The 24,922-nt window shown below is 68.7% G+C and carries 18 protein-coding genes and 1 pseudogene; 10 read left to right on the forward strand and 9 right to left on the reverse strand.

The genetic code is table 11. The annotated features are described in order from the left end of the window. Nucleotides 1–4,118, reverse strand: a 4,118-nt coding sequence (gltB, locus tag A5771_RS03235; RefSeq protein ID WP_064853766.1) for a glutamate synthase large subunit, incomplete at its 3' end; no start/stop codon positions are given. Nucleotides 4,119–4,380: 262 nt separating this feature from the next. Here gltB and glnA point away from each other — a divergent pair. Then, nucleotides 4,381–5,804 (forward strand): annotated as a pseudogene (gene glnA / locus A5771_RS03240) (type I glutamate--ammonia ligase). Between the two features lie 105 nt (nucleotides 5,805–5,909). Next, a complete protein-coding gene (locus A5771_RS03245; protein ID WP_082947029.1) occupies nucleotides 5,910–6,947 on the forward strand; it encodes a MinD/ParA family ATP-binding protein in 1,038 nt (345 codons plus the stop codon). On the opposite strand, the gene A5771_RS03250 is transcribed toward A5771_RS03245, so the two are convergent. Both A5771_RS03250 and A5771_RS03255 read right to left on the reverse strand, forming a co-directional pair. Continuing rightward, the gene (locus A5771_RS03250; protein WP_064853767.1) at nucleotides 6,935–7,390 is read right to left on the reverse strand and encodes a MaoC family dehydratase; all 456 of its coding nucleotides are present in this window, start codon (nucleotides 7,388–7,390) and stop codon (nucleotides 6,935–6,937) included. The two genes, A5771_RS03245 and A5771_RS03250, sit on opposite strands and share 13 nt — an antisense overlap. A 17-nt stretch (nucleotides 7,391–7,407) precedes the next feature. Next, complete coding sequence (locus tag A5771_RS03255; protein WP_064853768.1) at nucleotides 7,408–8,610, reverse strand: CoA transferase; 1,203 nt, start codon at nucleotides 8,608–8,610, stop codon at nucleotides 7,408–7,410. 225 nt (nucleotides 8,611–8,835) lie between these two features. Between A5771_RS03255 and ag85C the strand changes: the two genes are divergently transcribed. Beyond that, on the forward strand, nucleotides 8,836–9,828 hold the full coding sequence (gene ag85C, locus A5771_RS03260) for a diacylglycerol acyltransferase/mycolyltransferase Ag85C (RefSeq protein ID WP_064853769.1): 993 nt from the start codon (nucleotides 8,836–8,838) through the stop codon (nucleotides 9,826–9,828). A gap of 93 nt (nucleotides 9,829–9,921) precedes the next feature. On the opposite strand, the gene A5771_RS03265 is transcribed toward ag85C, so the two are convergent. Continuing rightward, the gene (locus A5771_RS03265; RefSeq protein WP_064853770.1) at nucleotides 9,922–10,602 is read right to left on the reverse strand and encodes a DUF1275 family protein; all 681 of its coding nucleotides are present in this window, start codon (nucleotides 10,600–10,602) and stop codon (nucleotides 9,922–9,924) included. A gap of 30 nt (nucleotides 10,603–10,632) precedes the next feature. Continuing rightward, on the reverse strand, nucleotides 10,633–11,673 hold the full coding sequence (locus A5771_RS03270; protein WP_064853771.1) for a S1C family serine protease: 1,041 nt from the start codon (nucleotides 11,671–11,673) through the stop codon (nucleotides 10,633–10,635). Nucleotides 11,674–11,811: 138 nt separating this feature from the next. Here A5771_RS03270 and A5771_RS03275 point away from each other — a divergent pair, with 138 nt between their 5' ends. The 5 genes from A5771_RS03275 (at nucleotide 11,812) to A5771_RS03295 (ending at nucleotide 16,560) form a co-directional block, all read left to right on the forward strand. Further along, entirely contained in the window at nucleotides 11,812–12,219 is a 408-nt protein-coding gene (locus tag A5771_RS03275) for a TIGR03668 family PPOX class F420-dependent oxidoreductase (RefSeq protein ID WP_064853772.1), read from the forward strand. Nucleotides 12,220–12,237: 18 nt separating this feature from the next. Next, nucleotides 12,238–13,044: a HugZ family protein gene (locus A5771_RS03280; protein WP_064853785.1), complete on the forward strand. Its 807-nt coding sequence runs from the start codon at nucleotides 12,238–12,240 to the stop codon at nucleotides 13,042–13,044. 101 nt (nucleotides 13,045–13,145) lie between these two features. Next, a complete protein-coding gene (locus tag A5771_RS03285; protein ID WP_064853773.1) occupies nucleotides 13,146–15,248 on the forward strand; it encodes an elongation factor G-like protein EF-G2 in 2,103 nt (700 codons plus the stop codon). 35 nt (nucleotides 15,249–15,283) lie between these two features. After that, nucleotides 15,284–15,766, forward strand: a complete 483-nt coding sequence (locus A5771_RS03290) for a hypothetical protein (protein WP_064853774.1) — start codon at nucleotides 15,284–15,286, stop codon at nucleotides 15,764–15,766. 38 nt (nucleotides 15,767–15,804) lie between these two features. Further along, on the forward strand, nucleotides 15,805–16,560 hold the full coding sequence (locus A5771_RS03295; RefSeq protein WP_082947030.1) for a L,D-transpeptidase: 756 nt from the start codon (nucleotides 15,805–15,807) through the stop codon (nucleotides 16,558–16,560). A gap of 56 nt (nucleotides 16,561–16,616) precedes the next feature. On the opposite strand, the gene A5771_RS23245 is transcribed toward A5771_RS03295, so the two are convergent. From A5771_RS23245 to A5771_RS03310, 4 genes are all read right to left on the reverse strand, one after another. Further along, nucleotides 16,617–16,793, reverse strand: a complete 177-nt coding sequence (locus A5771_RS23245) for a hypothetical protein (protein ID WP_165606173.1) — start codon at nucleotides 16,791–16,793, stop codon at nucleotides 16,617–16,619. Nucleotides 16,794–17,092: 299 nt separating this feature from the next. Further along, nucleotides 17,093–20,596 (reverse strand): carboxylic acid reductase, encoded by a 3,504-nt coding sequence (gene car, locus A5771_RS03300; RefSeq protein WP_064853775.1) that lies wholly within the window; start codon nucleotides 20,594–20,596, stop codon nucleotides 17,093–17,095. A 156-nt stretch (nucleotides 20,597–20,752) separates the two neighbouring features. Further along, nucleotides 20,753–22,810 carry an acyltransferase family protein gene (locus A5771_RS03305; protein WP_109401008.1) on the reverse strand — a complete coding sequence of 686 codons (2,058 nt, stop codon included), beginning with the start codon at nucleotides 22,808–22,810 and terminating at the stop codon, nucleotides 20,753–20,755. Nucleotides 22,811–22,956: 146 nt separating this feature from the next. Further along, nucleotides 22,957–23,751, reverse strand: a complete 795-nt coding sequence (locus A5771_RS03310; RefSeq protein ID WP_064853776.1) for a rhomboid family intramembrane serine protease — start codon at nucleotides 23,749–23,751, stop codon at nucleotides 22,957–22,959. Between the two features lie 54 nt (nucleotides 23,752–23,805). On the opposite strand from A5771_RS03310, the gene A5771_RS03315 reads away from it, so the two are divergent. Together A5771_RS03315 and A5771_RS03320 are read left to right on the forward strand one after the other, a co-directional pair. Beyond that, nucleotides 23,806–24,447: a class I SAM-dependent methyltransferase gene (locus tag A5771_RS03315; RefSeq protein ID WP_064853777.1), complete on the forward strand. Its 642-nt coding sequence runs from the start codon at nucleotides 23,806–23,808 to the stop codon at nucleotides 24,445–24,447. A 29-nt stretch (nucleotides 24,448–24,476) separates the two neighbouring features. Continuing rightward, a complete protein-coding gene (locus A5771_RS03320; RefSeq protein ID WP_064853778.1) occupies nucleotides 24,477–24,920 on the forward strand; it encodes a hypothetical protein in 444 nt (147 codons plus the stop codon). The last annotated feature ends 2 nt before the right edge of the window (nucleotides 24,921–24,922 follow it).

Raw genomic sequence — 24,922 nt, forward strand, 5'->3', positions numbered from 1 at the left:
GTGGTGGCGCCGAACAGGATCACGTTGCCGCCGATGATGTTGTCCTCGGCGACGTAACCGCCGGGTGCTGGGGGGGGGCGCCTGACCGGCCCCCCCCCACCCGACAGTCCCTTGGCGACATAATCGTTGGCGTCACCGAACACCCGCAGGGTGATCCCGGGTGGCAGGAAGGCCCCGAAGCTGTTACCGGCCGACCCGGTGAAGGTGATGTCGATGGTGTCGGCCGGCAGGCCCTGAGCGCCATAAGCTTTGGTCACCTGATGGCCGAGCATGGTTCCGACGGTCCGGTTGACGTTGGAGATCGCCGAGGTGAACCGGACTGGAGTGCCGGAGTCGAGCGCCTCGCGGCTCATCACGATCAACTGCTGATCCAGCGCCTTGTCCAGCCCGTGGTCCTGCCCGGAGCTGCAGTACAGGTCCTGGTTCATGAATGCGGACTCCGGCTCGTGCAGCACCGGCTCCAGATCGAGCTTGTGGGCCTTCCAGTGCGCCCGGGCCAACGCGGTGTCCAGCGTGCTCACCTGACCGACCGCTTCGTTGAGGGTGCGGAAACCCAGTGCCGCAAGGTATTCACGCACCTCCTCGGCGATGAACCAGAAGAAGTTCTCGACGAACTCGGGCCGGCCGTTGAACCGGCTGCGCAGCTCCGGGTTCTGGGTGGCGACCCCGACCGGGCAGGTGTCCAGGTGACAGACCCGCATCATGATGCAACCCGACACCACCAGCGGTGCAGTGGCGAACCCGAACTCCTCGGCGCCCAGCAGGGCGGCGATCACCACGTCGCGGCCCGTCTTGAGCTGACCGTCCACCTGCACCACGATCCGGTCCCGAAGGCCGTTGAGCAGCAACGTCTGCTGGGTTTCGGCCAGCCCCAGTTCCCACGGCGCACCGGCGTGCTTGAGCGAGGTCAGCGGCGCCGCTCCGGTGCCGCCGTCGTGCCCGGAGATCAGCACCACATCGGCGTGCGCTTTGGACACCCCGGCGGCCACCGTCCCGACGCCATTCTCCGCGACCAGCTTGACGTGAATGCGGGCGTCCGGGTTGGCGTTCTTCAGGTCGTGGATCAGCTGTTTGAGGTCCTCGATGGAGTAGATGTCGTGGTGCGGCGGGGGCGAGATCAGCCCGACGCCGGGAGTGGCGTGCCGAACCTCGGCGATCCAGGGGTAAACCTTGTTTCCCGGGAGTTGGCCGCCCTCACCGGGTTTGGCGCCCTGGGCGATCTTGATCTGCAGGTCCGTGCAGTTGACCAGGTAGTCGCTGGTGACCCCGAATCGGGCCGAGGCGACCTGTTTGATCGCGCTGCGCCGCCAGTCGCCGTTCGGCTCGCGCAGGTAGCGGTCCGCGTGCTCACCGCCCTCACCGCAGTTGGACCGGCCGCCGATCCGGTTCATCGCGATTGCCAGGGTCTCGTGTGCCTCGGCGGAGATCGAGCCGTAACTCATCGCGCCGGTGGCGAACCGTTTGACGATCTCGGTGGCCGGTTCCACCTCGTCGATCGGAACCGGCTGCCGTACCCCGGTTTTGAACTTCAGCAGACCGCGCAGGGTGGCCAGCCGCTCACTCTGGTCATCGACCAGCTTGGTGTACTCCTTGAAGACGGCGTACTGCCCGGTGCGGGTCGAGTGCTGCAGTTTGAACACCGTCTCGGGGTTGAACAGGTGGTACTCCCCCTCGCGACGCCACTGGTACTCGCCGCCCACCGGCAGCTGTCGGTGGGCGCGCTGCTCGGTGCGATCCAGGTAGGCCAACCCGTGGCGGGCGGCGACGTCGGCGGCGATGTCGTCGAGGGTGATGCCACCGATCGGGCAGTACAGGCCGGTGAAGTATTCGTCGAGGACATCCTGAGAGACACCGACCGGTTGGAACAGTTGCGCACCGGTGTAGGAGGCGCGTGTCGAAATACCCATCTTGGACATGACTTTCAGCACGCCCTTAGCGGCGGCCTTGGCGTAGTTGGCCAACGCCTTCTCCCGATCGAGACCCTCGATCAAACCCTGATCGAGCATGTCCTCGACGGACTCGAAGGCCAGATACGGGTTGATGGCCGCGGCGCCGAAGCCCAGCAGCGCCGCCAGGTGGTGCACCTCCCGGGCATCGCCCGACTCCACCACCAGGCCCACCTTGGTGCGGGTGCGCTCGGCGACCAGGTGGTGGTGCACCGCAGAGGTGGCCAGCAGCGACGGGATGGGTGCCATCCTCTCGTCGGATTCCCGGTCGGAGATCACGATGAAGCTGGCGCCGTCGTCGATCGCCGCCGACACCCGGGCGCACACCTGCTTGAGCGCCGCGCGCAGCCCGGCGCCGCCCTCGGCCACCGGGTACAGGCAGCTGATGACGGCCGTGGACAGACCATGCGGCCCCCGGGACCCGATCTGCTGATCGGGGTGCAGTTTGACCAGCTTCGCCAGGTCGGCGTTGCTCAGGATCGGCTGGGGCAGCACCACCTGCCGCCAGCTGGGTTCTCCGGTCTCGAGCAGGTCGCCCTCGGGCCCGACGGCGCCCTGCAGGCTGGTGACCACCTCTTCGCGGATGGCGTCCAGCGGCGGATTGGTGACCTGGGCGAACAACTGCTGGAAGTAGTCGAACAGCAGCCGGGGCCGCGCCGAGAGCACCGCCACCGGGGTGTCGGTGCCCATCGACCCGATCGGCTCGGCGCCGGTACGGGCCATCGGGGCCAGCAACAGGTTGAGCTCCTCGTAGGTGTACCCGAACACCAGTTGGCGCAACAGGATCCGATGGCGTTCCATGCGCGGAGCGTCACCGGGCGGCAGCTCGTCGATTCCGATCAGAGCCTCGTCGATCCACTGCTGGTAGGGGCGCTCAGCCGCCAGCGTGGACTTGATCTCGGCGTCGGAGATGATCCGGCCGGCTGCGGTGTCCACCAGGAACATCCGGCCGGGCTGCAGCCGTTGCCGGTGCACCACGGTGGCCGAATCCAGCTCCAGCACACCGGCTTCGGAGGCCATCACCACCAGCCCGTCGTCGGTGACCCAGATCCGCGACGGCCGCAAGCCGTTGCGGTCCAGCACCGCGCCCACCAGTGTGCCGTCGGTGAACGTCATCGAGGCCGGGCCGTCCCAGGGCTCCATGAGCGAGTCGTGGTACTCATAAAAGGCGCGAGTAGGCCCGTCCATATTCTCGTGCCGCTCCCAGGCTTCCGGGATCATCATCAGCACCGCGTGCGGCAGACTGCGGCCGCCCAGATGCAGCAGTTCGAGCACCTCGTCGAATCGGGCCGTGTCGGAGGCGCCCGGCGTGCAGATCGGGAACAGCTTGTCGGCCGCGCTCCCGTCGCCGAAGACGTCGGTGCGGATCAGCGCCTCGCGGGCCCGCATCCAGTTCTCGTTGCCGGTGACGGTGTTGATCTCGCCGTTGTGCGCGATGCGCCGAAACGGATGCGCCAACGGCCACGACGGGAACGTGTTGGTGGAGAACCGGGAGTGCACGATGCCCAACGCACTGTGCAGCCGCTCGTCGGCCAGATCGGGATAGAAGGCCTTGAGCTGCGGAGTGGTCAGCATGCCCTTGTACACCATGGTCCGGCCGGAAAGGCTTGGGAAATAGACCGTTTCCCGGCCCGGCCCGTCCTGACCGGGCCCCTTGCTGCCCAGCTCGTGTTCGGCGCGCTTGCGGACCACATAGGCGCGCCGCTCCAAAGTCATCCCCGACGCACCGCCGATGAACAGCTGCCGGAAGGTCGGCATCGCATCACGGGCGAGGGCGCCCAACGACGAGTCGTCGATCGGCACGTCACGCCATCCGAGCACCTGCAGCCCTTCGGCTTCGACGATCTTCTCGACGGAGGCGCAGGCGTTCGCCGCGTCTTTGGCCGACTGCGGTAGGAAGGCGATACCGGTGGCGTAGGCGCCTTCGTCGGGCAGTTCGAAATCGGTGACCGCACGCAGGAATCGGTCCGGCACCTGGATGAGGATGCCGGCGCCGTCGCCGCTGTGCGGTTCGGCCCCGGCGGCGCCGCGGTGTTCGAGGTTGAGCAGCGCGGTGATCGACTTCTCGACGATACTGCGGCTACGCCGGCCGTGGATGTCGACGACCATGGCGACCCCGCACGCGTCGTGCTCGAACGCGGGATTGTAGAGCCCCACCCGGCTGGGTGCCATCACTACCTGACCCTTCGCACTTCGGCCTCAATTCGGCTGGCATAGCCGATCGATCGAGGGTTGGTCCGTGCGACGTTGAACGGGCGATTCGCCTGAAATTCTGCACAGGCATCGTCACGATATACCCGGATCTGGGCGCCGTGCCACCTGCTGAGCAAATGCTCACACCCGCGTTTTGTGTTACCTGGACGCAATAACCGGATGATGTCCAGGAAATGTGGACTGCCTATCGTCTGGCTGTCTGCACGCAAAGGAGACCAGGATGGCCGCCGATATATTCACGCTTGTCGCCGAAGAGTCGGTCGAGTATGTCGACATTCGGTTCTGCGATCTGCCGGGCGTGATGCAGCATTTCTCGATCCCGGCATCGGCGCTGGACGAGAGCATCTTCACCGATGGATTGGCCTTCGACGGTTCTTCGATCCGCGGCTTCCAGTCCATCCACGAGTCGGACATGCTGCTGCTGCCCGACCCGGACACCGCATGGATCGATCCGTTCCGGGCGGCCAAAACTCTCAATCTGAACTTCTTTGTGCACGACCCGTTCACCCGCGAGCCCTATTCGCGCGACCCGCGCAACGTCGCCCGCAAAGCCGAGAGCTACCTGGCCAGCACCGGCATCGCCGACACCGCCTACTTCGGCGCCGAAGCCGAGTTCTACATCTTCGACTCGGTGAACTTCGACTCGCAGATGAATAGCACCTTCTATGAGGTGGACTCCGATTCGGGCTGGTGGAACACCGGCTCGCCGACCGAGTCGGCGGCAGCCCCAACCTCGGGTACAAGGTCCGGCCCAAGGGCGGCTACTTCCCGGTGGCGCCCAATGACCAGTACGTCGACCTGCGCGACGCCATGACCACCAACCTGACCAACGCCGGCTTCATGGTGGAGCGCGGCCACCATGAGGTCGGCACCGGCGGCCAGACCGAGATCAACTACCGGTTCAACACGCTGCTGCACGCCGCCGACGACCTGATGCGGTTCAAATACATCATCAAGAACACCGCGTGGGCGCACGGCAAGACCGTCACCTTCATGCCCAAACCACTCTTCGGCGACAACGGGTCGGGCATGCACGTCCACCAGTCGGTCTGGCAGGACGGCGAACCGCTGTTCTACGACGAGGCCGGTTACGCCGGGCTGTCGGACGCCGCCCGCTACTACATCGGCGGCATCCTGCACCACGCCCCGTCGCTGCTGGCGTTCACCAACCCCACCATCAACTCCTACAAGCGCCTGGTGCCGCACTACGAGGCGCCGATCAACCTGGTCTACAGCCAGCGCAACCGCTCAGCGTGCGTGCGCATCCCGATCACCGGCACCAACCCGAAGGCCAAGCGGCTGGAGTTCCGCTGCCCGGACTCCTCGGGCAACCCCTACCTGGCCTTCGCCGCGATGCTGATGGCCGGCATCGACGGCGTCAAGAACAAGATCGAGCCGGCCGCCCCGGTCGACAAGGACCTCTACGAACTGCCGCCCGACGAGGCCGCCGGCATCCCGCAGGCGCCCACCCAGTTGTCCCAGGTGATCGACCACCTCGAAACCGACCACGAATACCTCACCGAGGGCGGCGTTTTCACCCCGGACCTGATCCAAACCTGGATCAACTACAAGCGCGAGCACGAGATCGCCCCGATCAACCTGCGCCCGCACCCCTACGAGTTCGCGCTGTACTACGACTGTTGAGCACTGCTGACCCGGTGCTGACCCGGTATCGGCGCCTCCGCGATTAAGCTGCAGGATTAATTGCGCCAGCTGGCCGTGCCGCAGCCGTATGCCTCCGAGGAGCCTATGAACCCCGACGACTTCCTGCGCAGTCGGCCCGCACCGCACCAGCACCAGCAGCAACCTTGGGCACCGCCACCACAGCAGCACCCGCCTTACCCGTACCCGCCTCCGGGTCCCCCGCCGCGGCCGCGCCCGGCCCGCGGCTGGCGGCGCGTGGTGTTGTCCGCGACGCTGGGGCTGGTCAATCTGGGCCCGTCACCGGCCGAGCGGGAGGAGACCGCCTACGAGGCGGCCATCCGGTCCATGCCGAACGGCAGTTACAAGGTCGGCGTCCTGGGCAAAGGCGGCGTGGGCAAGACGACGGTGGCGGCCAGCGTCGGTTCGGTGTTCGCCGCGCTGCGCCGGGCCGACCACGTGGTGGCCGTCGATGCCGACACCGCCTTCGGCCGGCTCGGTAGCCGCATCGACCCGCGCGCCACCAGCTCCTACTGGGACCTGGCCGCCGATCAGAGCATGCAGTCGTTCGCCGACATCAGCAGCCGGGTGGGCGCCAACGCCGCGGGACTGTACGTGCTGATCGGCGAGCCGGCCGCGGGTGGGCGCCGAACCCTCGACGCGGCGCTGTACCGGGAGGCGGCGCTGCGCCTGGACCGGCACTTCACCATCTCGATCATCGACTGCGGTTCGACGATGGACTCGCCGGTCACCCAGGAGGCGCTACGCGACCTGGACGCGCTGATCGTGGTGTCCTCGCCGTGGGCGGACGGGGCCGGCGCGGCCGCCAAGACCATGGAGTGGCTGGCCGACCGCGGCCAGGGCGGTCTGCTCCAGCGCAGCGTGGTGGTGCTCAACGACTCCGACGGCCACGCCGACAAACGGACTCGCTCGGCGCTGACCGCGCAGTTCGTCCAACACGGTCAGGCGGTGGTCGAGGTGCCCTTCGACCCGCACCTGCGGCCCGGCGGGGTGATCGACCTGACCAGCGAGATGGCGCCGGTCACCCGCCGTCGCTTCCTGCAGATCGCGGCGATCGTCGCGCGGCACTTCTCCTCGCGGCCCGGCGGCCGGGACGCCAGGAGCGGTCCGAATCAGAGCATGTAGCGCACCACGCTCTCGGCGACGCACGCCGGCTTGGTACCGCCCTCGATGGACACCGTGGTCGACAAGGTCACCTGATGGGCGCCACCGCCGGCGTCGGTCACCTCGACGACGGAGGTCTGGGCCCGGACCTTGGAGCCGACCGGCACCGGCGCGGGGAAGCGCACCTTGTTCAGTCCGTAGTTGATCGCCAGCTTGACGCCCTCCAGGCGGTACATCTGGTGCATCAGCTGCGGCAGCATGGCCAGCGTCATATACCCGTGCGCGATCGTGGTCCCGAACGGCCCGCCGGCGGCCCGCTCGGGGTCGACGTGAATCCACTGGTGGTCACCGGTCGCGTCGGCGAACAGGTTGACGGCGTCCTGGGTGATGGTCACCCAGTCGCTCTGGCCGATCGGCTCGCCCTGGCATGCGGCGAGCTCCTCGATCGATCGGAAGGTACGCACCTGCTGTCACTCCTTACTTAATCCGTTGCTACCGTGCCGTTTTGGCGCAGTCGGTCGATATCGTCGATGGTCATTCCCAGCTCGGCCAGCACCTGGCCGGTATCGGCACCCAGCTCCGGTGCCGCCACCGCGGGCGGGTGGGCGCCGTCGAGGGACGCCGGTAGCCCGGCCGCCAGGTAGTCCCCGACCCGGGGCTGATGCAGCGCCGTGAACATCGCGTTGTCGCGCAGCCGCTCGTCGGTGGCCACCTCGGCGAAGCTGCGGTAGCGGTCCCACAGCAGCGAGGTGCCGCCCAGAGCCGCTTCGATCTGCGGGCCGGTCCGCTCGGCGAACCAGCCGTTGAAAAGCCCGGTCAGCACTTCGCGGTGCCGAAAGCGCTGGCCCTCATCGGTGAAGTCGATGTCGCGCGCCTGGGCCAGTGCGGCAATGACTTTCGTGGTTCCGGTCAGCTCGGTAAGGTCCCGGAAGTGCCGGTCGGTCAGCGTGACGACCATGAAGGACGCCCCGTCGCTGCCGGTGAAGGTCTGGCCGTACTGGCCGTAGAGCGCGTTGCCGATGCGCTCCCGTCGGGTGCCGTTGACCATCGCCTCGGTGAGAAAACCCAGCGCACTGGCGGTGCCCAACGCGACATCCTCCAGCGCCAGCCGGATCCGGCAGCCCTCGCCGGTGCGGTCCCGGCGGTGCAGCGCGGCGACCACCGCCAGTGCGCCGTGCAGCCCGCAGGCGATATCCCACGCCGGCAGCACGTGGTTGATCGGTGCGCCGTAGGCCGCCGGGCCGGTCACCAGCGGAAAGCCGGTCGCCGCGTTCACGGTGTAGTCGACGGCCGTCGAGCCGTCGGCGCGTCCGAGCACCTCGAGGTGGATCAGGTCGGGACGTTCGGACACCAGGGTGTCGAACGAAAGCCAATGCCGGCCCGCCATATTCGTCAGCACCACACCGCTTTCGACGATCAGGCGCTGCACCAGGTGCTGCCCTTCCGGCGCGCGCAGGTCGGCGACCACCGAACGTTTGCCCTTGTTGAGCCCGGTCCAGTAAATGGACGTGCCGTCTTCGGTGACCGGCCAGCGGCGGTAGTCGGCCGCCCCGCCGACCGGGTCGACCCGCACCACGTCGGCGCCCAGCTGTGCCAGCGTCATTCCGGCCAGCGGTACGGCGACGAAACTGGCGATCTCGATGACGCGCACCCCGGACAACGGTCGCGGCGCAGTCGGCCCCATGACCTGCTCCTTGCGTCGATGATTACGTCGACTATAGGCCCACCCGGCTAGCGGCTCGGCGGGGAGCGAGTCCGCGCCGAATCTCAATCGTTGCCGAACCGCGATATGAAAACCCGTGGCGGCGAACAGGACACGGCCGGGCAGCGTGTTTGACTTCCCGCAGTAGGACAAAACCAGGCATCATTCCGCAGTTTGCGGAGCGACCATTGGGATGGGAAACAAGCTATGAAGAGCGTAGAGAAGTTGCGTCACGCGGCCAGTCGGCTACCGCGCCGGCTGGGAGTCGCGGCGGTGGGGGCCGCGTTGCTGGCCGGTCTCGTCGGAGTTACCGGCGGCTCGGGCGACGCGTCCGCGTTCTCCCGCCCGGGACTTCCGGTGGAGTACCTGCAGGTGCCCTCGGCGTCGATGGGCCGTGACATCAAAGTGCAGTTCCAGCCGGGCGGCGCGCACGCGGTCTACCTGCTGGACGGGCTGCGCGCCCAGGACGACTTCAACGGCTGGGACATCAACACCCCGGCGTTCGAGGAGTACTACGGCTCGGGCCTGTCGGTGATCATGCCGGTGGGCGGACAGTCCAGCTTCTACTCCGACTGGTACCAGCCGTCGCAGGGCAACGGGCAGAACTACACATACAAGTGGGAGACCTTCCTGACTCGGGAGATGCCCGCCTGGATGCAGGCCAACAAGAGTGTCTCGCCCAACGGCAACGCCGTGGTGGGGCTGTCGATGGCAGGTGGTTCGGCGCTGATCCTGGCCGCCTACTACCCGCAGCAGTTCCCCTACGCCGCAGCGCTTTCCGGATTCCTCAACCCCTCGGAGGGTTGGTGGCCGACGTTGATCGGGCTGGCCATGAACGACGCCGGCGGTTACAACGCCAACAGCATGTGGGGCCCGTCGTCCGACCCGGCTTGGAAGCGTAACGACGCGATGCTGCAGATTCCGCGGCTGGTGGCCAACCGCACCCGCATCTGGGTCTACTGCGGCAACGGGACGCCCAGCGACCTGGGCGGCAACAATATGCCGGCCAAGTTCCTGGAGAGCCTGACGCTGCGCACCAACCAGACCTTCCAGCAGAACTACCTGGCCGCCGGCGGCAACAACGGCGTGTTCAACTTCCCGCCCAACGGGACGCACGACTGGCCGTACTGGAACGAGCAGCTGGTCGCGATGAAGCCCGACATCCAGCGAGTGCTGGGGGTGGGCGTCGACCCGACCTGATCGACCGGATCTGATCACCCGAGACCGACGTTTTGCAGAAGAAGCCCGAGAGCGGGTCTGCGAGACGTCGGTCTCGGCGTTTGCGCGCCCGATTTACTCCCACACCCCGCGGCGGTCGACGTAGCGGTAGGTGTAGCCGGTGGCCAGCACGCAGACGACCGTGGCGATACCCAGCATCCAGGTGCCGCCGGCCACCAGGCTGATGACACCGCCGACGATCGCCCCGGAGACATAACCGGAAAAGAGCATGAAGTGCCCGAGCCAGTCGTGGACGGTTCCGCCACTGAGGTGACGTTCGATGCCCTGGCCCAGTTTCACCACGGTGCCGGTGACATAGCTCAACGGTGTCGACACTTCGCCGTCGCGCACGAAGGTGGTGTTCAGCGCGCCGACTCCGAACGCGACCAGCAGGATCGGCAGCAGCGGCAGCGGCAGCGTCGGCCCGCCCTCCACGATCCAGTCGACCAGGGTCGCCGTCAGCAGCGCGGCCGCGGTCAGCAGCAGCGCGCCGTGCGGATGGGCAGGCCAGACCCGGCGCCGGCACAGCGACGCGATCACCACGCCCGCCAGGAAGGCGAACAACAGTGCCGCGGCTGAGATCGACAGCCACTCGTTACCGTCGAACACCCCGAGCACCGCACGCCCGGCGTTGCCGGTCATGAACGTGACGAAGTAGCCCTCGGAATGGGTGTATGCGGTGGCCGCCAGCACGCCGGCCAGGGCGGCAAGCACCCAGGACAGCTTGGTTTCGCTGTCGTAGTACCGACGTATCACGCGCGCCTGGTACGGATGTCGTTACCTAGCTCAGCCGACCGGGCCCGGCACCAGGGTCACCTCGGCGCTGTGCTCGCTGCCCATCGGGGTACGCCAGGTCAGCCTGACGGTGTCGCCCGGGTGTTGCTGGTCGAGCACGTCGGTGAGATCGGTGGGCGAGTTCACCGGCCGGCCGTTGACCGAGGTGATGATGTCGTCCTTGGCGATCCCGCTGGCGGCGGCCGGGGTGCCGTCGAGCACCTGTGCGACCCGCGCCCCGCCGTTGTCCACCACGCCGACACCCATGAATGCCGTCTCGCCGATGTGCACGGTGGCCGAGGAGACGCCGGCCCGGATCTGGTTGGCGATGGCCATCGCCTGGTTGATCGGGATCGCGTAGCCTTCGCCGCCGGGCTGGGCGAATTTGTAGTTGTCGCTGGCCGCGGTGTTCATCCCGATCACCTGGCCGGCCGCGTTGACCATCGGACCGCCCGAGTCGCCGGGGCGGATCGCGGTGTCGGCCTTGATCATGTTGCTCAGCGTCTCGGTGGTGCCGGTCAGCTCGTCAGCGGCCGACACCGTTTGGTTGAGACCGATGACGTTGCCGGGCACCGCACTCGGCGTCCCGCCCTGACCGCCGGCGTTGCCCATCGCGACCACCGGGTCACCCACGGCGACCCGCGACGAGTCGCCGATGTTGGCCGCTTGCAGGCCCGAGGCCCCCCGCAGCTGCAGCACCGCCACGTCGTGGCTGCGGTCGAAGCCGAGCACGTCGACCTCGTAGCTCTGGCCGTTGCCGACCGAAACCGCCGTCAGCCCGGTGGCCCCGGCGATGACGTGGTTGTTGGTCAGCACAATGCCATTCGGATCCAAGACGATGCCGGTTCCGGCCCCGACCGCGCTCTGGTAACCCATCTGGGTGTCGATGTTGACCACCGCGGGACCAACCTGAGCGACCGCCGCCGACGGGTCGAGCGGGGGCTTGGGCAGCGACGGCGCCGCCTGAACCGGCGCCGTGGCCAGCCCGAGTCCGGCCACCATCGCTGTCACGCTGAGCAGCCACCACCGGCTAGGGCGATGCGATCCGCTCATTGAGTTACCTCCTGAGGGTCAGGTGCAGGCGCCCCGCCAAATCCCCGCGCGCCGCTCATGCCGCGTTAGCGAAACAAACACAACAAGCTTAGCGGAACCACCGGTACTGGCTCCAAGCGATGGCCGTAGGCTGGCGGGATGGGCGGTCTCGACCCGCAGGCCCGGTTTGCGCGGGCCCGGGTGGCGCGGCTGGCGACCGTGGCGCCCGACGGCTCCCCGCACCTGGTGCCGGTGGTGTTCACCCTGTTCGACGACGTGATTTACACCGCCGTGGATGCCAAACCCAAGACCACCAGGCGGCTGCGCCGCCTGAAAAACATCGAGCACAATGCGCGGGTCAGCGTCTTGGTGGACCAGTACGACGACGACTGGTCCCGGCTGTGGTGGGTGCGGGCCGACGGGACGGCAACGGTCCACCACGACGGCGCGGCGATGGCTACCGGCTACGAGAGCCTGCGCGCGAAGTATCCGCAGTACCAAACGGTTGCCTTGACCGGGCCGGTGATCACGATCGCCGTCGAACACTGGACATCGTGGCGAGCCTGACCGGGTACTGTGCCGGGCATGGCCAACCGGGATCACGGCGACCCGGGCGATGCGCCCTCGGTGCCGCCGGCGTTGACGCCCCTGGCGAACGACGCCCGGCCGTCGGCGGCCGAAGAAGCCCGGACCATCACCGCCGCCACCAACGCCGCCACCCTGGCGACGCTGACCGCTGACGGCGATCCGTGGGCGTCGCTGGTCACCTACGGGCTGCTGGGTGGTGCGCCGGTGCTGTGCGTGTCGCAGCTGGCCGAACACGGCCGCAACCTGGCCCGCGATCCGCGGGCCAGCCTCGCCGTGGTGGAGTCCGGCGCGCACGCCGACCCGCTGGCGAGCGGCCGCGTCACGCTGGCCGGGGCGGTTCATCAGCCCGCCGGCGACGACTACGCCGCGGCCCGCGACGCCTACCTGGCGCAGGTGCCGGCCGGCAGGTACTACATCGACTACAGCGACTTCTCGCTGTGGGTGCTTCAGGTGCAGCGGGTGCGCTGGGTGGGCGGGTATGGCCGGATGGATTCGGCGACCGGCACGGACTACCTTGCCGCGCAGCCGGATCCGGTCGCCCCGCAGGCGGCCGGCGCCATCGCCCACCTCAACGCCGACCACGCCGGGGCATTGGTGGCGATGGCACAGGCGCTGGGCGGATACCCCGACACCACCGAGGCGACCTGCACCGGCGCGGACCGCTACGGCCTCGATCTCCAGGTCGTCACCGAACGCGGGGTGGCCTACACCCGGGTCGGCTACCGGCGCCCGATCGATTCGATCGATGAGCTGCGCGCCGCCGCCGTGGAATTGGCGCGATCAGCCCGCGAACGAAGCCGGTAGGCCCTACCCGCTCGCGCGTTTTCGCCCTATTCCTTGTGCTGGGCGGTTTTTCGGGGAAGGCTGGCCATTGGAGAGCATGCCGGAAACCAGGAGCGGCACCGATGGCAGACAAGACGACCACGCCGGGACACGGGGCGGCGCCGCCCGCCGACTCCCCCGCCGCCATCCGTAACGTCGTGGTAGTCGGCCCATCCGGCGCCGGAAAGACCACTCTGATCGATGCGTTGCTGGTCGCGGCCGGGGTGCTGGCTCGGCCCGGATCGGTGGCCGGCGGCAACACGGTCTGTGACTACGACGACGCCGAGATCCGCCAGCAGCGGTCGGTGGGACTGGCGCTGGCCTCCCTGCCGCACGCCGGCATCAAGGTCAACCTGATCGACACCCCGGGGTACGCCGACTTCGTCGGTGAACTGCGGGCCGGATTGCGCGCCGCGGACTGCGCCCTGTTCGTCATCGCCGCGAACGAGACGATCGACGAACCGACCAAATCGTTGTGGCAGGAGTGCGATCAGGTCGGCATGCCCCGTGCGGTGGTCGTCACGAAACTGGACCACGCCCGGGCGAACTATCCGCAGGTGCTGGCCGCCGCCCGAACCGCGTTCGGCGACAAGGTATTACCGCTGTATCTTCCGGACGGCGACGCACTGATCGGGCTGCTGGCCCCGGATGCGGCGCACGCCGAGGCGGTCGAGGAGCAGCGTGGTGCCCTGATCGAGGGCATCATCGAAGAGTCCGAAGACGAGTCGCTGATGGAGCGTTACCTGGGCGGGGAACAGATCGACCGCGCAGCACTGATCGATGATCTGGAAAAGGCCGTCGCCCGAGGCTCGTTCTTCCCGGTGATCCCGGCATGCAGCACCACCGGGGTCGGCCTGACCGAACTGCTGGACGTCGCCACCAGCGGCTTCCCGTCACCGCTGGAACACCCGCTGCCGGAGGTCTTCACCCCGCAGGGCGCACCACACAATGGCCTGCGCTGCGACTGCGCCGAACCGCTGCTGGCGGAGGTGGTCAAGACGACCTCAGACCCCTACGTCGGCCGGATCAGTCTGGTCCGGGTCTTCGCCGGAACCCTGCGCCCCGACGCGACCGTCCATGTGTCGGGGCATTTTTCAGCGATCTTCGGCCCACAGAGCACCCATGCCGACCACGACGAGGACGAACGCATCGGCGCGCTGTCGTTCCCGCTCGGCAAGCAGCAGCGGCCGGCGCCGGTCGTGGTGGCCGGCGACATCTGTGCCATCGGCCGGCTCAGCCGGGCCGAGACCGGCGATACGCTGTCGGACAAATCGGAGCCGCTGGTGCTCAAGCCGTGGACCATGCCCGACCCGCTGCTCCCGATCGCCGTGCAACCCCACGCCAAAACCGATGACGACAAGTTGTCGGTCGGGTTGGCGCGGCTGGCTGCCGAAGACCCGGCCCTGCGGATCGAACAGAACCCGGAGACGCACCAGACGGTGCTGTGGTGCATGGGCGAGGCGCATTCGGGCATCGTGCTCGACAGTTTGGCCAACCGCTACGCAGTCGCGGTGGACACCGTCGCACTGCGGGTGGCGCTGCGGGAGACCTTCGCCACCAAAGCCATAGGACACGGCCGGCACGTCAAGCAGTCCGGCGGGCACGGCCAGTACGCGGTCTGCGATATCGAGGTCGAACCGCTGGCGCAGGGTTCCGGTTTCGACTTCGTCAGCCGCGTGGTCGGCGGCTCGGTGCCGCGCCAATTCGTCCCCAGCGTGGAGAAGGGCGTGCGTGCGCAGATGGAGCGCGGTCTGACCGGCGAGGCCGGCGAGGAGGGCTACCCGGTGGTCGACATCCGGGTCACCCTGCTCGACGGCAAGGCGCACAGCGTCGATTCGTCGGATTTCGCGTTCCAGATGGCAGGGGCGGCGGCGCTGCGCGACGCGGCGACAGCCGGCCGGGTGCGGCTGCTCGAGCCGATCGACGACGTCACGGTGCTGGTGCCCGACGACCTGGTCGGTGCGGTGATGGGCGATCTGTCGGCCCGCCGCGCCCGCGTGGTTGGCACCGATAAAGTCGGTGCGGACCGCACACTGGTGAAAGCCGAAGTGCCCCAGACCGAGCTGATCCGGTACGCGGTCGACCTGCGTTCGCTGACACACGGCGCCGGCTCGTTCACCCGCGGGTTCGCCCGCTACGAGCCACTGTCGGAGTCGGCGGCCGCGCACGCTTACAGCAACGCCTGATCCGCGCTGGAAACGGCCGAATCGAGAGGACACAGATGACGACTATCGCCGGGCTGCCCGCACATGTCCTGCTGCTGCACTTCGTGGTGGTGCTGGTGCCATTGACCGCGCTCCTGCTCATCCTGTGCGCGGTATGGCCGGCGGCGCGCCGGCGGCTGGTCTGGCTGGTGGCGGCACTGGCCGGCCTGACGCTGCTGATCACCCCGGCGACGGTCAACGCCGGCGAATGGCTGGCCGACACCGGCAAGATCGGCGGGTCGCCCGACCTCGACAGGCACATGGCCGCCGGCGAGTACGGCCTCTACATGGCGTTGGGGCTGGCTGTCGCGGCGGCGCTGCTGGCCGGTCTGGACGTGGCCCTCTCCCGCGGGGGCGCGGTGGCGCCGGTGCTGCGGTTGGGGATCGTCGTGGTGGTGATCGCGCTGGCCGGCGGGTCGATGTTCGCGATCCACACCATCGGCGAATCCGGGACCAAGGCGGCCTGGGGCAGCCTGCTGGCACCGGCGGAGAATCGCTAAATCTGCGCCGCACCCTGGCGCTTGGCACAATGGATGCCATGTACAGCGTGTGGCGGGGAATTATGGCGATCGCCGGGTCGGTGGCTTTGTTGATGGGGGCGTCGACCGGTATCGGCCAGGCGGCGCAGCCGGCACCGGCGCCGGGGTTCGCCGTCGCGGCGATCGAGCCGGCCGACGGTGCGGTGGTGGGGGTGGCCTACCCGGTGATCGTGCGGTTCGCCGGGGCGGTCGGTGACCGGGCGGGTGCTGAGCGAGGCATCCACATCGCCTCATCGGGAAACTCCGCCGGCCACTTCGAATGGGTCAGCGACGATGTCGTGCAGTGGGTTCCCGACGGCTACTGGTCACCGCACAGCACGATCAGCGTGGAAGCCCACGGCATGTCGACGGGGTTCGAGACCGGTGACGCGGTGCTGGGGGTCGCCGACATCTCCGACCACACCTTCACCGTCAGCGTCAACGGCGAGACTCTGCGGGTGATGCCGGCATCGATGGGTAAGCCCAAGCGCCCCACCCCGATCGGCTCATTCACCGCATTGTCGAAGGAGCGCAAGATCAAGTTCGATTCGCGCACCATCGGCATTCCGCTCAACGACCCCGAGGGCTACCTGCTCAACGGCGAGTACGCGGTCCGGGTGACCTGGGGCGGGGTGTATGTGCATTCGGCGCCGTGGTCGGTGGACTCGCAGGGGTATTCGAACGTCAGCCACGGCTGTATCAACCTCAGCCCCGACAACGCGGCGTGGTACTTCGACACCGTGCACCTGGGTGACCCGATCGTCGTCCAGGCCTAACGGCGATCGCAAGCACGGCGGAGCCGGGCGAAGCGGGTCGCCGTGGTTGCGCAGTTCTAGCAGGCGCCCAGCACGGCAGTCGGCATGTGCGCCACGTAGCGCTCGGCGCGCTGTTGCGGGCTCATCTCCAGCCGAGCACCCAAGAGTCGCAGCCAGCTGGCCATGCGGCGACCGGCCTGACGGACAACCGAGCCGTGCGTCGTCGAAATACGTTGGGTGACAACAAAAGTCATAATTTTCTCCTGCCGGGATGCCCGACCTGACCCATCCGGGTCGGCGGAATTCGCGGTTCAGGCCGCGGCGGAGACGCCGGGGCCGGTGAGGGACAGACGGAATGGACACGGATACGGCCCGTCACTGGGACTCACGTAGCCCTCACCTCCTTCCGGCCAAGACATGCGGGGATGTCGACACAATCCATGGTGGCACCGAAATCCGGGGCCGTCAAACGGAATCCAAACACGTTGACTCTGCGTACACCAGGGTTCGCACTCGAACTTTTGCCTGGTACACGCAGAGTCAACGCTCCGAATTACAGCAACCCGAGCAGCTGCAGATCGGCGATGTACTTGACGATCACCGCCGGCGTGACGTGCGGGATGTCGTTCCCGGCGCCGATGCCGGCTTCCTGCACCGCCGCCCGGAACCGATCGGTGGGTGCGATCGATCCGCAGATCGGCGGCTGCGGCTTCTGGTAGTTGTGCAGCAAAGGCAGCAGGGACGCCTGTCGCTGCCGCTCCGGCAGTGCCCGCAGGGTGGTCTCGAACCGCTGCAGCCAGTCGCTGTAGTCGGCGATCCGCTGAATCGGGTAGCCGGCCTCGATCAGCCAGTCGACGAACTCGTCCATGCCCAGGCCGTCGTCGTAGGGGTTCATCACGTGGTAGGTGGCGAACCCGTGACCGGCAGCGGCGCCCAAGGTGGTGGATGCCTCGGCGATGAACTCCACCGGCAGCCCGTCGTAGTGGGCGCGCTGGCGGTTACCGTCGACGTCCAGCTCGTAGAACGAACCGGGCGCGACACCGGAGGCGACCAGGCTGAACATCATCCGGGTGAACATGTCCGGCAGGTTGAGCTGGCCGGCGTAGCTGGTGTCGGCCAGGATCATGTCGCACCGGAACACCGCGACCGGCAGGCCGCACAGGTCGTTGGCCTCGCGCAGCAGCACCTCACCGGCCCACTTGCTGTTGCCGTAACCGTTGGCGTAGCCGTCGTTGATCGCCCGCACCGGGCTCATCACCCGCACGTCGGCGTCCTCGGTGAACTTGCCTAGCGGGATCTGGTCACCGACACCGATGGTGGAGAAGTAGGTGAACGGCTTGATCTTGCCGGTCAGCGCGACCCGGATCAGCTCGGCGGTACCGACGGCATTCGGTCCGAACAGCTCGCTGTAGGGCAGCACGTGGTTGACCAGCGCTGCCGGGTCGACGATCACGTCGACGGTGTCGGCCAGCCGCTGCCAAACGTCTTGCTCCAGGCCGAGATTCGCCTCTCCCTTGTCGCCGGCGATGACTTCCAGGTGCGTGGCCGCCAGCTCGGTGTAGCGGGCCAGCAGCTTCGCGTCGCCGCTGTCGAAGACTGCGTCGAGGCGGCGGCGGGCATCGGCGTCGGACTTCGCCCGCACCAGGCAGATCAGCTTGCCGTCCACCGGGGCCAGCCGCTCCAGCCACTCGAGGGCCAGATAGCGACCCAGGAAGCCGGTCGCGCCGGTCAGCAGGACGTTGCGCACCTGTTCGGAGGGACCGGGCAATGACGGTGCCGCCGCCAGAGTGGCCTCGTCGAGGAACTTGTCCAAAGTCAGGTCGGCGGCAGCCACCTCGACGGCATCCCGACCGTGCACCGAGGCGAACGTCGGCCGTTTCGATCCACTCCGCTGGTCCTCGACGTAGGCGGCCAGCGACGCCAGATCACTTGCCGGGCTGACGATCACGCCTACCGGAACATCGACATCGAAGATGTCGCGCAGCAGATTGCCGAAGGTCAGCGCCGACAGCGAGTCGCCGCCCAGATCGGTGAAGTGGGTATCGGGGGCCAAATCGGCGGTCGAGGCGCCCAGCAGCGCGGCCGCGGCCCGGCTGACGGTCTCCAGCGCCGGGCGATCAGCCCCGTGCGCGCGCAGTTCGCTCAGCTCATTGGCCTGGCCCTCGGCCAGCTCGGTGTAGAGCCGTTCGAGCCGGGCACCGTAGTGCGCCTTCAGTTTTGGCCAGGCCAGCTTGCGGATGCCGGTGAGCAGGCCGTTCTCCAAGGTGAAGGGTTCGGTCTCGACGATGAAGTCGCGCGGCACCTCGTAGGACTGCAGGCCGGCGTCGCGGGCCACCTGCTGAAGCGACTCGGCGATCGCCGGCTTGAGGCCGGCGGCATCGAAGCGGGCCACGGCGTCCTCAGTGGGCACCACCACGGCCAACAGGTAGGGCTGCGCGCTGTTGCCGTAGACGTAGATCTGGCGCACCAGCGGGCTGGTGCCGAACTCGGCCTCCAGCCTGGCCAGGGTGACGAACTCGCCCTGGGCCAGCTTGAGCACGTTGTTGCGCCGGTCGACGTAGACCAGCTGGTCGGGGCCGATCTCGGCAACCACGTCGCCGGTACGGTAGTAGCCGTCGGCGTCGAACACCTCGGCGGTGATCTCGGGGCGCTTGTAGTAACCGGGGAACAGGTTCTCGCTCTTGAGCAGCAGCTCACCGCGCGGGTGCGGCTTGTCGGTGCCGAAGTAGCCCAGGTCGGGCACGTCGACCAGCTTGTAGTCCAGCACCGGGGGCCGCTGCACGACGCCGTCGAAGAGCACCATACCGGCTTCGGTCGAGCCGTAGCCGTTCAGCACGTGCTGCCCGGTGAGATCCTCGACCCAGGTGTGCAGTTCTTCGGAGATCGGCGCGGAACCGGTCATCGCGAAGATGCAGCGTCCGCCGAGCAGGTCGCGGCGCATCCGCGCGAGCACCTCCGCCTCGGCGGCCGGGTCGCCGGCGGAGGAGTCGAGCTCACTCTGGAAGTGCTGGTAGAGCATCTCCCAGATCCGGGGCACGAAGTTCATCTCGGTGGGCCGCACCAGTGCGAGGTCCTCCAAGAAGGTGGACAGGTCACTGCGGGCGCTGAAGTATGCGGTACCGCCGTTACCGAGGGTGCCGTAGAGGATGCCGCGGCCCATGATGTGGCTCATCGGCATGAAGTTCAGCGTGATCGACGCGGCGCTCGGGCCGAACCAGTTCTTGGCCGACCGCACCCACATCCGCTCCACGTTGCTCTGCGGGTACATCGCCCCCTTGGGCGCACCGGTGCTGCCGGAGGTGTAGACCAGCAGGGCCAGCGGGTCGCTGTCCTCGCCGGCGTCCCGGGCGGGCAGGCCGGCCGGCGGCAACGCCCGACCGCGGCTGAGCATCTCGGCCAGCGACTCGACGACGACCTCGGCGCCGGCCAGGGCGGCGCGGGCGTCGGCCAGCGCGTCGCGGTGGTCGTCGACCTGCTCGTGGTAGTCGAAGACCACCAGGCGGGTGGGGGCGGGGCCGGCGGCCACCAGCGTGACCGCGTCGGCCAGCGAGTCGACGCTGGCGGCGATGACGCGTGGCTCGGTCTCGGCCACGATCGGGGTCAGGGTGCTGACCGCCGCAGAGGTCTGCAGCGGCACCGAGACCGCACCGATCTGGCCCAGCGCCACGTCGATGACGGTGTAGTCGACGCTGGTGAAGCCCAGCACCGCGACCCGGTCTCCGGGCCGGACGGCCGCGGCGAGCAGCGCGGCGGCCAGGGCGCGGACCCGCTCGGCCAGCTCGGCGTAGGTGATGGTGTCGTAGCTGGGCAGCAACTGCGCGACGGTGCGGCCGGTCGCCGGGTCGGCGACGTAGTCGACGGCACGCTGACCCAGCGCGGGCCGGTCGGCGTATCCGGTCAGCACGGTCTGCACCAGCTGCGGCAGCCCCAGACCGGGCTGGGCGGCGGCATCGGCGACGGCCTGGTCGGGCTGCGCGGCGGCGAATTGGGCGTCGGTGGCGGCCAGCTCGGCAACGCGGCGCGCCTGGTCGTCGGAAAAGGAAGTAGCAGTCGTCATAACGGAACCTCTAAACAGACATCGCGCGGAAGTGGTTTGCGAAGGGGCGCGGCGCTGCGCCGATAGATACTACGTTAGCAAAACTAAGTTTATTCCTGCAGGTGGCGGCCCTGTGACGTTGCGCGCAGTGCGGGTAGCGGGGAGTGCCCCGCCACATCAGCTGATCGATTCCTCCAGCCACGGCAGCAGCCACTTCACCCCGTCGGGCGTGAGGTGAATACCGTCGCTGCGCACCTTGATGCCGTCGACCTTGGCGGTGTAGGTGCCGTTCGGCCCGAGTTTCTTGTTCAGGTCCATCACCGACACGGCGTCGCGTCCGGCGACCACCCGGCGCAGCAGCGCGTTCCAGCGGTCGACGCGCTTGGGGTCGTCTTCGGGCCACAGCTTGCCGTCGGGCCGCTCGCCGTAGCGGCTGTAGGGCACGGTGGTCACCACCACCCGGCTGCCGGCGGCCTGCAAAACGTCCAGGGCGTGCCGAAGTTCCGCGGTCAGGTAGGCATCGAAGGTCGGGTCGCCGATATGGGTCCACTGGCCTTCGTTGACCCGGTCCACGGTCTCCCAGCGGCCGGCGAACAGCAGCACCACGTCGGGCCGGTCGGCCCTGACCTGCCGGGCCCATCGGGCCGGCCACCCGTCGCACTCCGACCCCTGCTCGATGGTCTTGCCGGCCCAGCGGTACGGCCCGGCCCGCACGATGCTGCAGCCGACGACGGTGTGGTCGATGAAGTCGTAGCCCGGGGTTGGCGGCAGGTAGTGCATCACCGTCCAGCCGATCGAGTCGCCGAACACCGAGACGGTGCGCGGCCGGTGGGGGTCGTGGCGCACCGGCGCCGGACGGGTGCGGGCCGGCGGTGACGGTGACACCGCCGCGGCCGCCGCGATGTCCGGGGTCAGGCCGGTCTCGGCGGTGGGCCGCTCGACGACCGGGACCACGAACACCGTGAGCGCCACCGCGGTGGCGCTCACGGCCGCCCCGAGCGGCAGCAGTGACACCTGCGCCGGCCGCCAGTGGCGGATCGGCTCCTCGATGACCCACCACGACACCGCCGCCACACCCACGGTGACGGCGCATCGCGCGGCCAGCAACGCCCCTCCCGACCACCCGGTGCGCTCGCCGTTGAGCACCAAAAAGATCGGCCAGTGCCACAGGTAGATGCCGTAGGAGATGGTCCCCAGCCACACCAGCGGGGCCCAGGCCAGCGCGCGGGCCACCAGCCCGCTCTGATGCAGCGCAACCGGCGCGATCACCGCGATCGCGGCGACGGCGACCAGGGTCAGCAGCCCGCCCCGGAACTCCGCGGCACTGCCGGTGGCGCGGTGCGCGGCCACCGCCAGCAGGGCCAGCCCGGCCAGCGGCAGCAGCCGCGCGACCCAGCGTCCCCAGCCGGTGCGGACCACCGACCAGCCGGCGGTCAGCGCGGGCCAGTCCCCCACCAGCAGCGCCGCCGCGGCGGCGCCGATCAGCAGCGCCTGTGCCCGGGTGTCGGTGCCGAAGTAGACCCGGTCGCGGGTGGCATCAGAGGCCAGCACCTCGGCCGCTGTCGCCGACACTGCGGCGCCTGCGCTGGCCAGCAGGAAAACGGTCAGTCGCACCCCGCCGACGGTGGCCAGGCTGCCGCGGCGACCGGCGCGAAACGCCAGCAGCAGGGCGATCGCGATGAGCAGCAGCGGCCAGAGGAAGTAGTACTGCTCCTCGACGCCCAGCGACCAGGTGTGCTGCAGCGGCGACGGAGTGCCCGCCTCGGTGAAGTAGTCGGTGTGCTGGGCGACGAACCGCCAGTTGGCCACCCAGAAGAACGCGGCGATCGCATCCTCGCGCAGGCCCACCACGGCGTCGGAGGGCAGCAGTTCGTGGGCGATTGCGACGGTCAGCACCATCAGGACCAGGGCGGGTAGCAGCCGCCGGCCGCGGCGGATCCAGAACCCGCCGAGGTCGATCCGTCCGGTCCGGTGCAGCTCGTCGATCAGCAGCGAGGTGATCAGGAATCCGCTCAGGACGAAGAACAGGTCGACGCCGATGAACCCGCCCGACACCCCGGGGACGCCGCCGTGGTCGGCCAGCACCAGCGCAACGGCTATCGCCCGCAGCCCGTCGAGGGCGTGAATGCCCGGCCGTCGCCGGTCGCGCCGAACCCGGTCCGCGGCGCGTGCCGTGGCCAGCCGGGCGGCACGCGGGGCCGGCGCAACCCAGCGGGATTTGCCCGAGGTGCGCATCGAGGTGGCCCGGCGAGTCCGGCTCCCGGCCGGTCGACTCATCTCATCCTGGTCGCCGTTGGCGCCGATTGGTCGATCCTCTCGCTGGTGGACCACCGAAAGCTTAGGGGGCGAGCAGGCGTCCTAACGGGAGGACACGCTTGAGGTCACGCGACCAATTCGGCAGTGCGCCACCAGATCAGCGCGACGAACAACGCCAGCAGCGCGATGCTGACCAGCGCCTGGACCCGGTTGCGGTGCGCCGGTGCGGGATAGACGTAGGCGAACGCCACCAGCAGCCCGGTGATCAGGCCGCCGAGGTGCCCCTGCCAGCTGATCCGGGGGATGGTGAAGGTGAAGACCAGGTTGATCACAATGACGGCGACGACCCAGCCGACGTCCATCCGCAGTCGTCGGCCGACGATCAGCGTCGCGCCGAACAGACCGAAGATGGCGCCCGAGGCGCCGGCGGTGGCGGTGGTCAGCGGCGCCAGCAGATAGACCGTGACCGAGCCGCCCAGCGCGCTGAGCAGGTACAGCGCGCTGAACCGTGCCCGGCCGAGTAGGCCCTCCAACGACGGGCCCACCACATACAGCGCCCACATGTTCAGCAGCAGGTGCATCGCACCGTAGTGCAGGAACGCCGAGGTCAGCAGGCGGTAGATCTGCCCGTCGGCCACCGCCGGTGACCACAGCACCAGCTCGGAGTCCAGCTGGGCCGACGACATCTGCCCGATGAAGGCCAGCACGTTCAAGGCGATCAGCCCATAGCTGACCACCGGTGCCCCCGAGGCGCCCCGGACCAGCGGGCGGGTCCGGCGCTGCGCGGCGCCCTCCTGCGCACAGTCCACGCAGTGCTGTCCGACGGCGGCGTCGCGCATGCAGTCGCCGCAGATGTAGCGCCCACACCGGGTGCAGCGCAGCGCGGTGGCCCGGTCGGGGTGCCGGTAGCAGACGGTCATGGCTACAGCCTCTCATCGACGCTCCCTGATCGGCTCGGCGGTAGATTTCACGCCGTGGCAACTCCGAGACCGCACCGTGGGTTCAACAACGCCGTCACCCGATTCTGGACCTTTGCCGCTCCGGCCTATGACGCCCGGTTCCTGCAGCGCTGGGTCTACCGCCCGGCCCAGGACGAGCTGATCGCGGCGCTGCGGGCCCATCAGCCGGCCCGGGTCGCCGACATCGCCTGCGGGACCGGCATTCTCGCCGACCGCATCGAGCGGGAACTGTCCCCCGAAGCCGTCTACGGGGTGGACATGTCTGCCGGGATGCTCAACGAGGCCCGCGCGCGCTCGGCGCGGGTGCGGTGGCTGACCGGCCCCGCCGAGCGCCTGCCGTTCGACGACGGGACCCTCGACGCGGTGGTGACCAGCTCGGCGTTCCACTTCTTCGACCAGCCGGCAGCGGTCCGGGAGTTCTACCGGGTGCTGGCGCCCGGCGGGATGGCCGCGGTGACCGCGCTGAGCCCCCGCCACCCCATTCCACTGCGCCGGCTGCTGGGCGGCCGGTGGAATCCCGCGCACCAGCCGACGCCGGCCGAGATGCGCACGCTGTTCACCGACGCCGGGTTCACCGTCGCCGACCAGCACCGGGTGGCGCGGCCGGCCTGGACGCTGCTGGTGTCGGATCTGATCACCGTCGGCGTCAAGCCGTAAGTCTCCACTGGTCGGTACCCTCGCCTGGTATGAGACCGAGGAAGTTCGCCGGGGCGGTGGCTGTCACGCTCGCCGCGGCTTGGGCCGGCACGGGCTTCGCCGCGGCCGAGCCGACTCCGCCACCCGCCCCCAAACAGGTGATCGACACCGACGGCACCTTTACCGTCGGAACCGACATCCTGCCGGGGACCTACCGCTCCGACGGTCCTCGCGACGGCAACGCCTGCTACTGGCGCCGGAACAGCGGCGACAAGGTCGTCGACAGCGCGATGACCAAGAAATCGCAGGTGGTGCTGATCGAGCCCAGCGACACCACATTCCGGACCGACCGCTGCGCGCCCTGGCAACTGACCGAATGCCCGCCCACCTGCGCTCCGGTGCCGCAGCAGTCGGCGGGCCTGCCCGACGTGCTGAAGGGCTTCGTGCCGCAGCCCCGGCCGGCCGCTCCCTCACCCGCTCCCAGCGGCGGATAGCC

The organism is Mycolicibacter sinensis, assembly GCF_001667375.1.
GTDB lineage: Bacteria > Actinomycetota > Actinomycetes > Mycobacteriales > Mycobacteriaceae > Mycobacterium > Mycobacterium sinense_A.

What these genes read in the sequence shown, in the direction of transcription:
- A5771_RS03275 (WP_064853772.1), top strand. Translation starts at nt 11,812, where the DNA reads ATGGGCGGTCTCGACCCGCAGGCCCGGTTTGCGCGGGCCCGGGTGGCG.
- A5771_RS03280 (WP_064853785.1), top strand. Translation starts at nt 12,238, where the DNA reads ATGGCCAACCGGGATCACGGCGACCCGGGCGATGCGCCCTCGGTGCCG.
- A5771_RS03305 (WP_109401008.1), bottom strand. Translation starts at nt 22,810, where the DNA reads ATGCGCACCTCGGGCAAATCCCGCTGGGTTGCGCCGGCCCCGCGTGCC.
- A5771_RS03310 (WP_064853776.1), bottom strand. Translation starts at nt 23,751, where the DNA reads ATGACCGTCTGCTACCGGCACCCCGACCGGGCCACCGCGCTGCGCTGC.
- A5771_RS23245 (WP_165606173.1), bottom strand. Translation starts at nt 16,793, where the DNA reads ATGACTTTTGTTGTCACCCAACGTATTTCGACGACGCACGGCTCGGTT.
- A5771_RS03320 (WP_064853778.1), top strand. Translation starts at nt 24,477, where the DNA reads ATGAGACCGAGGAAGTTCGCCGGGGCGGTGGCTGTCACGCTCGCCGCG.
- A5771_RS03285 (WP_064853773.1), top strand. Translation starts at nt 13,146, where the DNA reads ATGGCAGACAAGACGACCACGCCGGGACACGGGGCGGCGCCGCCCGCC.
- A5771_RS03270 (WP_064853771.1), bottom strand. Translation starts at nt 11,673, where the DNA reads ATGAGCGGATCGCATCGCCCTAGCCGGTGGTGGCTGCTCAGCGTGACA.
- car (WP_064853775.1), bottom strand. Translation starts at nt 20,596, where the DNA reads ATGACGACTGCTACTTCCTTTTCCGACGACCAGGCGCGCCGCGTTGCC.
- A5771_RS03245 (WP_082947029.1), top strand. Translation starts at nt 5,910, where the DNA reads ATGAACCCCGACGACTTCCTGCGCAGTCGGCCCGCACCGCACCAGCAC.
- A5771_RS03255 (WP_064853768.1), bottom strand. Translation starts at nt 8,610, where the DNA reads ATGGGGCCGACTGCGCCGCGACCGTTGTCCGGGGTGCGCGTCATCGAG.
- ag85C (WP_064853769.1), top strand. Translation starts at nt 8,836, where the DNA reads ATGAAGAGCGTAGAGAAGTTGCGTCACGCGGCCAGTCGGCTACCGCGC.
- A5771_RS03295 (WP_082947030.1), top strand. Translation starts at nt 15,805, where the DNA reads ATGTACAGCGTGTGGCGGGGAATTATGGCGATCGCCGGGTCGGTGGCT.
- A5771_RS03290 (WP_064853774.1), top strand. Translation starts at nt 15,284, where the DNA reads ATGACGACTATCGCCGGGCTGCCCGCACATGTCCTGCTGCTGCACTTC.